Below are 13,037 nucleotides of genomic sequence, written 5' to 3'. Positions count from 1 at the left end.
CGGGGCCGTGCCGCACGGCGGCGACGGCGTGGACGGCAAGGGGAGCTCACGACACCACGGGCGCGAACGGCCGGTACAGGCTCCGGGCCCCGCTCGCTGCGCCGTCCCAACAGGGGCTGCCGCGGGTTGTGCGGCTGCCCAGGACCGGGTTCAGCCGCGGGCGCGGAGGTAGGCCTCCAGTTCGGCCGCCCCGGTCAGCATGGTCCGCCCGCGGGCGGACAGCCGGCCGTGCCAGTCGTGCAGTGTCGCTTCCAGCGGTTCCGGCCCGCCGGCCGACCGCACCTGCGCGACGATCGGGGCGATCTGCTCCAACAGGTAGCCGCCCCGCCTGAGTTGGTGGGTCAGCCGGGCGTCCCGTACGTCGGCCTCCTCGTAGACGCGGTAACCGGTCACCGGGTCGCGGCGCGGGCTCACCAGCCCGGCGCGCTCCCACTTGCGCAGTGTCGCGGGCCGGATGCCGAGCTCTCCCGCCAGCGGCCCGATGAACCGTCCGCCGGTCCCGGACACCGCCGGGCCGGGTCCGGGCGCCGTGGTGGGGGCCAGGTCGCCGAGGGCTCGTTCCACCGCCTGCAGGGTCCGCCGGTCGTCGAGCAGTTGGGCGTGGCTCTCGTCGACGGTCCGCAGGGCCTCGTCGACCGCGCCCCGGTTCACGGCCCGCATGATCGACGTCGCCACCGCGTGGCCGTGGCCGGGCACCAGGGCGAGGAAGGTGCGCAGGGCACGCGCGTGCAGCGGGGTGTAGGCGCGGTAGCCGTGGGGGGTGCGGTCGGCGGGCGGGAGGATGCCGGCCTCCTCGTAGTTCCGGACGGCCTGCGTGGACAGACCGTGCCCGCGTGCCAGGTCGATCGGCCTGAGCCGTTCCCCGTTTTGAAGGTTTCGTCCCACGGGTCCGATGGTATCGCGGGAAAGTCTCCACCGTGAGTTCAACGATAGCGTTGAGGGCATGACTACTGGCATCAAGGACATCACCCGTGCCGTGACGGCCGCGGCCGTCACGGAGCTGCTCGGGGCCCGGCCGCGGGTGCTCGCCCTCGGCGAGCCCACCCACGGTGAGGACACGCTGCTCGAGCTGCGCAACGACGTCTTCCGGCAGCTCGTCGAGCGGGAGGGCTACCGGACCGTGGCGATCGAGAGCGACTGTCTGATGGGCCTGGTGGTGGACGAGTACGTCACCTCGGGCACGGGCACCCTCGACGAGGTCATGGAGCGCGGATTCAGCCACGGGTTCGGCGCGTCCGCGGCCAACCGCGAACTCGTGTGCTGGATGCGGGAGTACAACGACGGCCGACCGGCGTCCGAGCGGCTCCGCTTCGCCGGTTTCGACGGCCCGCTGGAGATCACCGGCGCCGCGAGCCCCCGGCAGGCCCTCACCGCACTCCACGGCTTCCTCGCCGCCCGACTCGCCCCGGCCCTGCTCCCCTGTACCGCGGAAACCCTGGACCGTCTGCTCGGCGCCGACGACCGGTGGACCCATCCCGCCGTCATGACGGACCCGGCCCGGTCCGTGGGGCGGTCGGCCGAGGCCGGGGAGCTGCTGCTGCTCGCCGACGACCTGGTGGCGCTGCTCGAGGCCGAGACACCGCACCTGATCGCGGCGACCTCGCGGGACGACTGGGAGAGGGCGCGCCTGCACGGGCGCACCGCCACCGGCCTGCTGCGCTACCACTACTGGCTGGCCGACACCTCACCGGGCCGCATGACCCGGCTGCTGGGTCAGCGGGACCGGATGATGGCCGACAACCTCCTCGCCCTCGCCGAACGGGGCCCGACCCTGGTCTTCGCGCACAACGCCCATCTCCAGCGGGAGAAGAGCACGATGCGCATGTGGGACCAGCCGCTGCTGGAGTGGTGGAGCGCCGGTGCGCTCGTGAACGCCCGCCTGGGCGAGGAGTACGCCTTCCTGGCCACGGCCCTGGGCACCATCCGCCACCGGGGAGTGGACACCCCGCCGGCGGACAGCCTCGAAGGACTCCTGTACGCGCTTCCGGAGGACCGCTGCGTCGTCGACGGCACCCTGCTGGCCGGCCTCCTCGGCGACCGGCCGCCCGCTCCCAGGGAGTCCCCCTGGTTCGGCTACATGCCGCTCGACCCGGCCCACCTGACCGGGATCGACGGGGTGGTGTTCGTCAAGGACGTCCCACAGGTCCGGTGAGCGCTCGGCGCGGGAGGAGTCTGCGGGCGGTCAGGGCGAGGGTGACCTCGACCAGGTCGAAGGGGCGGGAGAGGGAACGCCCTGTCAGTTGTTCGTAACGGCGCAGGCGGTTGAGGACGGTGTTGCGGTGGCAGTACAGCCGTCTGCTCGCCCGCTGGGCCGATCCGTCGCAGGCCAGCCAGGTGGCCAGGGTGTCCAGCAGGATCTCCGCGTCGGCGGGCTCGAGGTGCGCCAGCGGACCGAACAGCCGGTCGGCCAGAGCGGTACCGAGGTCGGGGGACGACACCACCAGCGCCGCCGGCAGGTGTTCCGTCAGCCGGACCGTGCCGCCGGTCTCCGGACACAGGCTCAGCGCGGTGTCCGCCAGCCTGCGCGCCTCTCCCACCGCCGCGAGCCCTTCCACGACGCTGCTGACCCCCACCCGTACGCCCGGCGGCTGCTCGTCCGCCACCACCGGCTCCGTGTCGTCGCCGACCCGCACGATGCCGTGGTCCGCGTCCACCCCCGTGTGCCAGTGCACGCGCACACCCGGAGCGAGGACCGCTTGGGCACCGGGACAGGCGGTGAGGCCGCCACCGCCGACCGCGACGACCACGTACCGGCCCTGCTCCGGAAGCTCCAGCGCGAGCGCGGCCTCGGGCAGGTCGGCGATCCTGCTGGTTCCGTCCAGCAGCGCCGCGGTCAGCAGCCGCACCCTGTTCTCCCGCCGCCAGGCCAGTTGCCGCTCGGTCTGCCGGTAGGCGTCCGCCACGACGGTGCAGTGCTCGTCGACGAAGTGCCACACGTCCGACGCCACGTGCACCAGCAGCCGCACGTCCTCGGGGGCCGTCCGGGAGGTCTCGTCGACCAGGCCCTGCCACACCAGGGAGCCACCGAGGCGGAAGGCGTGCAGCACCGCGTCCAGCGGCAGCCCCTGCTCGGCGCGTGTGGTGCCGATCTTCCAGGAACAGTGGCGCGCGGCGTCGCGGGCGCCGCGCGGGTCCAGCAGCGAGGAGATGCTGTGCCGCAGTGAGCGGTGCACCTCCTGCCAGATCTCGGCGGCATCGTGCTCGATCGCCGATCGGTAGGCGGGCTCCTGGTCCTGGAGCACGGCGACCAGTTGGTCGGTGAGCCGGGGCAGGTCGTCCAGCAGGACCCGGGCGGCGCGGTGCAGCACGCGGAGCGCGTCGGCGTCGATCAGTGACCGCACGCGCGGGGTCCGTGGCCGCGGTGCGGGTGCGGGTGCGGGTGCGGGCACGGGTCCGGGGCGGGGCAGGCCACGTGGCCGTACAGCGTGTCGCATCGCGCATCTCCCCCAGGGTCGGCTTCCCGGCGGCACCCGCGTGGCGGTCCGCGTACCGGCCACCGGCCGGCCGCGGAGCCCGTGGGCGGCCGCCACCTGACTCGTCCTGCCCCGAAGGATCGCATACCGTCCGGTCGGTCCCTAGAGGTGTGCACTGGCCTTTTCCGCCTGTTCGACCAGCCGGACGAGCTCGACCCGGGAGCGGACGCCGAGCGTCGCGAAGACGTTGCGCAGGTGGTAGTCGACGGTGCGGGTGCTGACGGACAGGCTCAGGGCCACTTCCCGGTTGGTGGCGCCCTCGGCGACACACCGTGCGATCCGCAGTTGCTGCGGGGTCAGCCGGGACAGGTCCCGCCCGTCGCGCCGGGGCGGCTCGCCGGTACCGGCCCCGGCCGGCACCGCGCCGCCCGCGCGCAGTTCCGCGCCCGCCTGACGCGCCCACAGGTACGCGCCGCAGCGCTCGAAGTCCACCAGCGCCTCCCCGAGCCGCGCCCGTGCCTCACGCAGCCGGCGACGGCGACGCAGCCACTTGCCGTGCAGCAGTTCGGTGCGGGCCCGTTCGAAGTCGCCGGACGTCTCGTCGTGCCGGTCCAGGGCCCGCAGGTACAGCTCGTCGGCCGCCTCCGGGGCGGCAAGCAGGGCGCGGCAGCGCAGGAGTTGGGCGGGAGCCTGCGGGTCCGCGCCGCACTCGGACCACAGCGCGAAGTCCTCGACCACCGCGCGGGCGCTCTCGGGCTGCCCGGCCAGTGCGGCGGCCTCCACGAAGCAGGGGACGGCAAGCATCCACACCGCGAAGTGCCCGCGCCGCGCACCGGGGCGCACCAGGGGGCCGAGCCGGTCGGCGGCCTCGCGGGGGCGGCCCGCACCCAGGGCGGCGCGGGCCGCCGCCGACTGGGCGAGCATGGCGGCCTGCGCCAGTCCGTGCCGCCGGGCCGTGGCGAGCGCGGTCGCCGTGTGCTCGGCGACGCGTTCCTGCGCCCCTTCGATCGATGCCGCAAGGGCCAGCACCGCGTGGTGATGGGCGGCCGTGTTCCGCTGCCCGGTCCGGCGCGCGGCGCGCAGCCCCTCCTCCGCGTGGGTCCGGGCGAGTTGGTGGCGGCCGGCGCGCAGTTCGGCGTAGGCCAGGTATTCCAGGGCCCTCGGTTCGAGGGCGGCGGCCCTCGGGGTGCGTGCCGCGGCCAGCGCCCGCGCCCCGGCCCGCCGGGCGGCGGTCACGTCGCCGAGCATGAGTGCCGCGGCGGCCGAACGCAGCAGCCGCTCGGGCTCGGTGGCGGGACGGCCCCGCTCCACCACCCGGGTCAACGGGGCGGCGGCAAGGTCGAACCGCCCCTGGAGGACCGCCCGCATACCGTCCCGGTGGTCGCGGAGCAGGGCGACCGCGCCGTGGTTCTCGGTCCCGGGCGGGGCGGTCGTCTCTCCGGACCCGGGCGGGGCCTCGTGGGCGAGGGCGCGGAGGCAGGCCGCCGGGTCGCCCGCGGCCCACGCCGCGTCCGCCGCGCCGAGGACTGCCGCGCCGGACTCCGCGGGGCTCGGGTCCGCGAGGAGGGAGGCGGCCAGCAGGAAGGACTCGCGGGCGTCGTCCACCGGGCCGTCGGCCAGGAGCACCCGGGCACGGAGCAGTTCGGCACGGCCCCGCACCGGGGCCGGCGCCGGGCAGGTCGCGGCGGCGTCGAGCAGCCGCAGGGCCTCGGACGGATGCCCGGCGAGCAGGGCCTGTTCCGCGGCGGCCGTGTACCGGTGTGCGCGCTCCGCGCCGTCCGGTGTCAGTTCGGCGGCACGCACCTGGGCCGTGCGGCGCACACCGGGCGGCAGCCCGGACGTCACGTCGGCCGCGGCAGCGGCCAGTTCCGCAGCAAGGCCGGCGTGGGGGCCCGGGACGGTCCACGAGCGGTGCAGCAGGGCGGGCACGCCGTGCGGTACCGGGAGCGCCCCGGCCAGCGCCCGGTGCGCGGAGCGGCGGCGTTCGGGCGGCGCACCGGCGTACACCGCCCTGCCGAGCAGCACGCTGCGGAACCGGATCCGGCCCTCGAGGAGCACGAGCAGCTCGGGCAACTCCTCTTCGTCAAGGGGTGGTTCGGCGTGCGGCACCGGTACGGCGGTGGCAGCCGCTCCCGCGCCCGGCACCTCCCCCCGCCCTCCGAGCACGGCCGCCGCCCGCCGTACGAGCGACGCGTCCGCATCCGGCTCACCCGTGACACGTGTCGCCGCCGCGACCGACAACAGCAGGTCGGCGTGGTCGGGCCGCACACCGGTCAGGCACCCGCCGGCGACGGCGGCCAGTGTCCCGGCGTCGGCCGGTGGGCGGGGCAGCGCGCGCCGACCGCGGAGTCGGTCGGGCGAGAGGCGGTGGGTCAGGGCCACCAGCAGTGCGGGATTGCCCTGTGCCTCGATCACCAGTTCGTCGCGGACCGCGGGGTCGACGGCACCGTCCGTCAGGTCGTGCAGGAGTCCCACTGCGTCCCCGGGCGTGAGCGGGGCGAGCTCCAGCACCGGCAGCCCGGCCAACTCCGGGTCCACGGGCCGGTGCCCCGGGACGGTGAGGAGCAGCCCGACCCGGTGGGCGCCGTCCGCCGCGTGCACGCGTGCCGCCGCCCTGCCCAGCACGGCGCGCGAGGCGGGGTCCCACAGGTGCGCGTCGTCCACGCACACCAGCAGGGCCGAACGGGCCGACGCCTCGCACAGGACGTCCAGGAACACCTTGTCCGCCGTACCGTCGTCGGACAGGCGCACGGAGCGGCCGGCGGCACGCAGCAGGGTGCGCAGACCGCTGTGCGGCCGCGGGGCCCGGGCCGGATCGGCTCGGACGTGCCACACCGGTCCGGCGCGGAAGGAGCGTGCGGCGAACTCCAGGAAGGCCGTACGTCCGCCACCTGGTTCACCGGTCACGACATGGGCGCCGCCGTGGGTGCGCAGACCGTCCAGCAGCGCGGCGAGCGCCTGCCGGCGGGGGCCCGGGCGGTACTGGAGCGGAGCGGGTCCGGGGGTCGTCTGTCCGGTCATCTCCGTGACGTTACTCACGCGTAAGAAACGGCGGAAGGTTTCCGTCCGCGCGCACGAACCAGCCCAACCACCGCTCTACCAGCGACTTTTCGTCACAGAAGCAGGGAATGGAGTGTGCTGGGGACCAAGTTGAGCAGCCCCCGGTGGTGCACCCGCACAACGCCGGTGGCGGCCCGCGCACCGCGTGCGGGCCGCCACCGGGTCGAGGTCCGGCGGAACCTCAGGACGTGTGCGGGCAGTTGCCCCGCGCCTCCTCGATCGTCAGACTCCGCTGCGGCAGCGGGCACAGGAACCGCTCGTAGCGGGTGTCGTTGTCGATGAACCGCTTCAGCCACGAGACGCTGTACTTCGCGATCGTGGTGTTGTTCGAGTTGGGCGTGAAGTGGGTGGCGTTGTTCAGTTCCAGGTAGGCCCGGTCGAGGGAGGACGGCAGACCGGTGTAGAGGGGCTCGGCGTGGGTGGAGACCGGGGCGATCGTGTCGCCGTCGGCCCCGAAGATCAGGGTCGGGGTGCGGACTTCGGGCCAGGTCTTGTCGAGGTTCCAGGGCGTCAGCGGGATCGCCGCCTGCAGTGAGGGGCGGTCCTTCGCGGCTTCGAGGGTGCCGCCGCCGCCCATCGAGTGGCCCATGACGCCGAGGCGGCTGCTGTCGATGCGGCTGCGGACCGCACTGCTTCGGGTCAGGTAGTCCAGCGCGGCCAGCAGCTGGTCACCGCGGGAGGCGGGCTGGTCGAGCGTGGTGTTCGTGTCGATGGTGAACACCACGAAACCCTGCGAGGCCAGGCGCGGGCCCAGCCAGGCGATGGAGGACTGGTAGGCGGTGTAGCCGGGCGAGACGGCGATCGCGCCGAACGTTCCGTCGGCGGTGCTGGTCGGATAGTAGATGGTGCCTCCGCCGAAGCCCCTCACGGAGAGCGAGGAGACGGAGATGTCGGAGACGGAGTACGGGCCGCGCAGCGCCTCGATGCTGGATTCGGTCGGCGCCGGACCGCGCTCGTAGGGGTTGTCCGCGGCGTGGGCGCCGGGACCGGTGAGGGTGGTGAGGCTGACGACGGCGGCCACGGCCGCGGCCAGGCCGGCGAACCGTCCGGTTCTGCCCCGCCGGGTGCGGGCCGGGCGCACGGTCACGGCCGAGGTGCTGCTGTGGGGGTGCTGCTGCACGACGAGTGGTCCTCTCTGTCGCGGCGAGCCGCCCGGCGGCCGGTGCACGGGGTACGAGGTACGACATGGAACGTGGGAGTGACCGTGCTCCGGCCGTGGGCGCCGCCTCTGGGGCTGGCGGTTGCCACTGTCGGCGTGGAAGGGGCCGGCGCGGACCGGCAATCTCACCGGTCTCCTTCCGCCGCCTCGTCGCCCCGCTCCCCCGGGCCCGTCAGTCCCCTGTGCCGGCGGCCCGCCGGGCGGAGGTGACCGCCGTGCGCGAACTCGAGCGCACTTGCCCGCGCGTCACCCGCATGGCCCTCTCCGGAAGTCGATTCGGCCCGCTCCGTGCTCGGATGGAAGCGGCCTGCCTACCCGGAGGGAGCTGGGAATGCACGAGATGTGGTGCGGTGCAGACACTTCGGGGGAGCCTGTGTGGCATGTCCTTACCACGGACAAGAGGACCACGTTGTGCGGGGTGGAGAAGGAGGAGGAGTCCCGTCGGCGCCACGCGACGGACCGCCACTGCTTTCCCTGCATGCAGTCGTTCCAGGAGGTCGTGGAAGCCCGCTGAAACCGCCCGCCGTTCCGGTGAGGAACCTCTGCTCCCGGCACGGCGGGCGCCGGCGCCGGCCGTGCCGGGAGCAGATCGGTGGTGCGCGCACCCGCGCGGGCGGGATCAGCGCGCGTCTGCCGCCGTGGCCGTCGTGAACGGCAGCAGGAGCCGGGAGGGGTGCGCGGCGTCACGGTAGATCTTGTGGGTGACGGGGCGGCCCACCGGCAGGTGGAAGGCGTCCGGCGGCAGCAGGGCGTTGTGCTCGTCGGCCAGCGGTTCGGCGTTGGAGAGCTCAACGACCAGCTTGTGGCCGGGCAGGAACGTCGCCGCGAACGGGTAGACGCGCAGCACGTACTCCTCGATCTTCCCCGGCTCGACCGGCACCGCACGCATGTGCGGGTGGTAGGGGTCGCCCTCCGTGGTGCGCTCCTCGTCGAGTTCGCGGTGCGATGCCTTGAGGTAGGCGGTCGTGAGGAGCTGACGCTTGCCGCCGGGAGCCTCGTCCCACATGCGCAGGATGAAGTTCGTGTCAGGCTGGTCGATCTCCGCGAAGAGGTGCGCCGCGCCCTGACCGATCATCTCGGTGGGCTCGGTGAACGGCTCGGTGCTCCAGCTGAGCATCTCCACCTTGTCGGTCACCGTCAGCGGCGCCTGGTAGAAGCCGTCGGGGGCGGCGTACTCGGCGCCCATCGGCTCGGGCTCGAAGGAGAGCTTGCGGCGCGGGCGGAGGTAGAGCGCCTTGTGCTCCACCGCCTTCGGCGGCCACTGCGCACCGGTGACGTACTCGCGCGAGCCCTCGACGTGGACGGTGACGGCGGGCTCGTCCATGACGCCGTTGTCGATGCCCTTGATCCAGTAGTCGTACCAGCGGAACATCTTGTCGTGCTCTTCGATGAAGGGGCGCGACTGCATGGGCGGGTAGGGGCCGATGTCCAGCTTCTTGGGGCCCTTGAGACGGTTGAAGACCTCGATGGTGCCGTCCAGCGTCCAGCCGCGGCCCTGGTCGATCTGGAGCCAGACCGGGATGTCGATGTCGGGCGCGAGCGTGACGGGGTTGCGCTCCTCGTACCACTCGCCGTCGACCTCGTTCATCACGATGTCGAACCAGGCCTCGTGGTTCTTCGGGTAGTTCAGCACGTGGACCAGGTTCGGCCAGGCGGCCACGTCCGGGTCCTTCAGGCGCTCGGCGACGCGCTCCTTGATCTCCTCGGGGGAGAAGGTCTCCAGCATGCGGGACTTGACGCCGTCGGTGAAGGCCCAGCCGGAGTCGCCACCGCGCCCCTCGCGGGCGGCGCGCGGCATGAACCACATGACGCCGCCGTGGTAGGTGGTCTCGTAGAAGTCGTAGTGGCCGCCGCTGACGAAGATCGCCTTGAGGCTCGGCGGCCGCTCGGCCGCCGCCAGCACCTGCATCGAGCCGAAGTAGGAGATGCCGATCATGCCGACGTTGCCGTCGCACCACGGCTGCTCGGCGACCCACTCGATGAAGTCGTACGCGTCCTGGCCGAGCGGGACGCCACCGGCGTTGTAGTTGCCGATGTGCTCGCCCTCGGAGTCGCCGGAGCCACGCAGGTCGCCGATGACGTGGACGTAGTCCTCCTTCACGACGCGCGCGATGTCACCGGCCTCGATGCAGCCGTCCCACATCGGGCTGGGACGCCGCTGCGGCGGCGTGGTGAGCGCGAGGGCCTGCAGCTCCTTGCCGTACGGGCTGAGCGCCACGAGCGCCGGACGCGGCTTGTCGTCGACGCCGCTGTAGGTGTCGGCCGCCAGCATGACACCGTCGCGCATCGGGATCCGGAGATCCTTGCGGACGGCGATCTCCTGCTCGCCCGCCTGGATCGTCTGGAAGTCAGTCATGAGTGCGAAGCTCCTGTACTACGAGTTCTGGTCGTGCTGCGTGCGGTAGCCGTGCATCGAGGTGAAGAACGGCGACGGCTCGAGCGTGGGGTCGCCGGTGTAGCCGAGTTCCTCGGCGGCGCGGGCGAACGGGGAGTACGGCGAATCCGTCTCCTCCAGGCCGGCCCGCAGGCAGCCGCAGGCGGCCGAGGCGACCCGGCCCTCGACGGCGAGGCTCTGGTCGATGGCCTCCCGGGCCTGTACGGCGTCGAGCTCGACGCCGTACGGCGTGCCGTCGGCGCGGCGGTACGGGTGTCCGAGGTACAGCCGCTGCGGACGGATCTCGTCCCGCAGGTACTCCAGACCGGTGCGGTAGGCGGCCGGGTCCGTGTAGCCCGGGAAGCCGTTGGCGGCCCCGTGGACCTGCACGGAGTCGCCGACGAACACCGAGCGCTGTCCGTCGACGACGTAGGCGACCGATCCGGGCGTGTGGCCCGGTATCGAGTGCGCCGAGACGGTGACGCCGCCGCCCAGCGAGAGGGTCTCGCCGCCCTTGAGGAGCAGGGTGGGCTCCATCTCGCCGGAGATGACGGCCTGCGCGGCGGCCGTCACCTTCGCCTCTCCCTCCGGGTCGCCCAGGTACCGGCCCCGTCCCGCGAGGTACTCCTCCACGTGGGCCCGCCGCGAGCGGAGCATCGGGGCGTCGGCCTCGTGGATCACCACCTGTGCGCGCCGGCCGGTGAGCTCCCACAGGGCGTGCGCCCCGCCGACGTGGTCGATGTGACCGTGGGTCAGCAGGATCCAGCGCACGTCCTCGATGCGGCGGCCGATCGCCTCGAGCGCGGGAACCATCCCCTCGGCGGGCGAGGAGGCGATCCCGGTGTCGACGACGGCCGGCTCGGGTGCGTCGATGAAGAAGCTGTAGAGACCGAACCGGCCCCACGGCGAGACCAGGGGGTGGACGGGAACTGCGTGCGTCATGGCCCTCTTTCTGTGCTGGTACGCGGTCGGCCGGGTCAGCGCCGACCGAGGAAGTCGCGCGTCTCGGCGAAGACCTCGTGGTACTCCGGGATCCAGGAGAAGTGCTGCACGAACCCGTGGCCCGCGCCCTCGTACCGGCTCACCGTCGCCTCCACGCCGGCCTCCTGCAGCCGCCGGCCGTAGAGCTCGCCCTCGTCGCGCATCGGGTCGTACTCCGCGGTGACCACGAGGGCCGGCGGCAGCCCGGTGAGGTCCGCCCGCTTGATCGGCGAGACGAGCGGGTCCGCGGGATCGGCGCCGCTGTCGATGTAGAAGGCGTTGAAGGGCTTCAGCCCCGCCGTCTCCAGGCCGTAGCCCACGGCGTTCTCCCGCAGCGAGGCATAGCGGTCGACGTCGAAGTCCAGGTCCAGCGAGGGGTAGTAGAGGATCTGGTGCGTGATCCGGTCGAAGCCGTCGTCGTGTGCCTTGGCCGCGACCGCGGCGACGAGGTTGCCGCCGGAGCTGTCGCCGGCGATGGCGAGCGTCGTGCCGTCCCAGGCCAGGCTCTCCCCCTCCTCGGCGACCCACCGCACGACCGCGTAGCAGTCGTCGAGACCGGCGGGGAAGGCGGCCTCGGGCGCCAGCCGGAAGCCGACGGAGACGACCTTGAGCCCGGTCTCCTTCGCCAGCGAGCGCGCGACGTGGTCGTGCGTGTTCAGGCTGCCGAGGAAGAAGGCACCGCCGTGGAAGTAGACCAGCACGCCGTGGCGGTCGGCCTCGGCCGGTGTGTAGATCCGCACCGGTACCTCGCCCGACGCCGTCTTCGCGGTCACGTCCTCGACCGCGTGGAGCGGCAGGCGCTCCTCGGGGGGAGCGACGTGCGCCTCGTCCCCGGCGCGCATGGCGACCGGGTCGAGCGGGCCCTCGGGCGGGGTCGGCAGACCGGCGAGGAACTTGGCGATCTCAGGGTGCAGGGGCATTCCGTTACTCCTTCGGCGCGGCGTCGGCGGGCTTCTGGCCGGGGAAGACGTCTTCGATCTCTTCTTCGGACCAGCCCTGGCGCGAGATGGCCTGCAGCTTGTCGGTCTCCGGCTTGCGGGTGGCCTGGTACTGGGCCAGCGCCTCCTTCAGGGAGTCAGCGTCCCGCAGGGCGTCGGCGAGCGCGCCGGCGTCCTCGATGGCGGAGTTCGCGCCCTGACCCTGGTGGTGCAGCATCGAGTGGGCGGCGTCGCCCACCAGGACGACGGAGTCCGAGTGCCACCTGTCGACCGGGTCGATGTCGTAGACCGCGCGGATGTTCACGGTCGCCATGTCGAGGTCACGCGTGATGCTGACGAGGCGCTCGTCGAAGCCCTCCACCGTCGCCAGCATGTCCTCCTTCGTGTTCTGCGGGTTCCAGGTGCTGTCCGGGCACAGGGCGGTGATGTCGAACGACACCTGGCCGCGGTGGCGCAGCGGCAGCAGGTAGATCTTCGTGCCCTTGCCGATGTACATCCGCAGGTTGTCGTCGGTGACCATCCCGTGGGCGTCGTCGACGGAGATGACGGCGCGGTAGGCGTGCTCGCCCGAGAACACCGGGCCCTTGTCGCTGAACAGCTGGTGGCGCACCACCGACTTGATGCCGTCGGCGCCGACGACCAGGTCGGCCTCGACGGTCTTGCCGTTCGCGAAGGTGAGGACGGAGCGGTCGCCGTTGTCCTGGACGGTCTCCAGCTTGTGACCGAGGTGCACCATGCCCTCGGGGAGCACGCCCAGGAGGGCGTCGATGAAGTCACCGCGGTGGATCAGGTGGGTGTGGGTCTGCTCCCCGGAGACCGGCCAGGTCTCTTTCATGATCGGGTCACCGGTGGCCGTGAGGATCTCGAAGTACTCGCTCGGCGAGCTCACCTTCGCGATCGCGTCGAAGATCCCCCACTCGCGGAAACGGTTCATGGTGGAGGGACGCAGACCGATGCCGGCGCCGACCTCCCGGATCTGGGTCGCCTGCTCGTAGACGTCGACCTCGGCGCCCAGCAGGCTGAGGGCCTTGGCCGCCGCCGCACCGCCGTAACCCGCTCCGACGATGGCGATCTTCAGGTTCTTCAGTTCTGAGGTCTGCATGGTGGTTCTC

At 72.8% G+C, this 13,037-nt stretch carries 9 protein-coding genes; 1 reads left to right on the top strand and 8 read right to left on the bottom strand.

Annotated elements, in window-relative coordinates:
- Positions 1–150: 150 nt before the first annotated feature.
- Positions 151–885 (bottom strand): TioE family transcriptional regulator, encoded by a 735-nt coding sequence (locus tag JL475_RS09150; protein ID WP_202276945.1) that lies wholly within the window; start codon positions 883–885, stop codon positions 151–153.
- 58 nt (positions 886–943) lie between these two features.
- On the opposite strand from JL475_RS09150, the gene JL475_RS09145 reads away from it, so the two are divergent.
- Complete coding sequence (locus JL475_RS09145) at positions 944–2,152, top strand: erythromycin esterase family protein (RefSeq protein WP_202276944.1); 1,209 nt, start codon at positions 944–946, stop codon at positions 2,150–2,152.
- On the opposite strand, the gene JL475_RS09140 is transcribed toward JL475_RS09145, so the two are convergent.
- From JL475_RS09140 to JL475_RS09110, 7 genes are all read right to left on the bottom strand, one after another.
- Positions 2,127–3,434: a helix-turn-helix domain-containing protein gene (locus JL475_RS09140; protein ID WP_202276943.1), complete on the bottom strand. Its 1,308-nt coding sequence runs from the start codon at positions 3,432–3,434 to the stop codon at positions 2,127–2,129. The two genes, JL475_RS09145 and JL475_RS09140, sit on opposite strands and share 26 nt — an antisense overlap.
- Before the next feature lie 141 nt (positions 3,435–3,575).
- A complete protein-coding gene (locus tag JL475_RS09135) occupies positions 3,576–6,434 on the bottom strand; it encodes a helix-turn-helix transcriptional regulator (RefSeq protein ID WP_202276942.1) in 2,859 nt (952 codons plus the stop codon).
- A gap of 220 nt (positions 6,435–6,654) precedes the next feature.
- Positions 6,655–7,593 carry a dienelactone hydrolase family protein gene (locus tag JL475_RS09130; protein WP_202276941.1) on the bottom strand — a complete coding sequence of 313 codons (939 nt, stop codon included), beginning with the start codon at positions 7,591–7,593 and terminating at the stop codon, positions 6,655–6,657.
- A gap of 658 nt (positions 7,594–8,251) precedes the next feature.
- Complete coding sequence (locus JL475_RS09125; RefSeq protein WP_202276940.1) at positions 8,252–9,988, bottom strand: CocE/NonD family hydrolase; 1,737 nt, start codon at positions 9,986–9,988, stop codon at positions 8,252–8,254.
- An 18-nt stretch (positions 9,989–10,006) separates the two neighbouring features.
- Positions 10,007–10,948 carry an MBL fold metallo-hydrolase gene (locus tag JL475_RS09120; RefSeq protein ID WP_202276939.1) on the bottom strand — a complete coding sequence of 314 codons (942 nt, stop codon included), beginning with the start codon at positions 10,946–10,948 and terminating at the stop codon, positions 10,007–10,009.
- A gap of 35 nt (positions 10,949–10,983) precedes the next feature.
- Complete coding sequence (locus JL475_RS09115; RefSeq protein ID WP_202276938.1) at positions 10,984–11,907, bottom strand: alpha/beta hydrolase; 924 nt, start codon at positions 11,905–11,907, stop codon at positions 10,984–10,986.
- 4 nt (positions 11,908–11,911) lie between these two features.
- Positions 11,912–13,027 carry an NAD(P)/FAD-dependent oxidoreductase gene (locus JL475_RS09110; protein WP_202276937.1) on the bottom strand — a complete coding sequence of 372 codons (1,116 nt, stop codon included), beginning with the start codon at positions 13,025–13,027 and terminating at the stop codon, positions 11,912–11,914.
- Between the last annotated feature and the right edge of the window lie 10 nt (positions 13,028–13,037).

The sequence above is a fragment of the Streptomyces sp. M2CJ-2 genome, assembly GCF_016757295.1.
In the GTDB taxonomy this organism is placed as follows: domain Bacteria; phylum Actinomycetota; class Actinomycetes; order Streptomycetales; family Streptomycetaceae; genus Streptomyces.
Note: the sequence above shows the minus strand (reverse complement) of the source record. Positions and strands in the feature narration are given on the sequence as shown.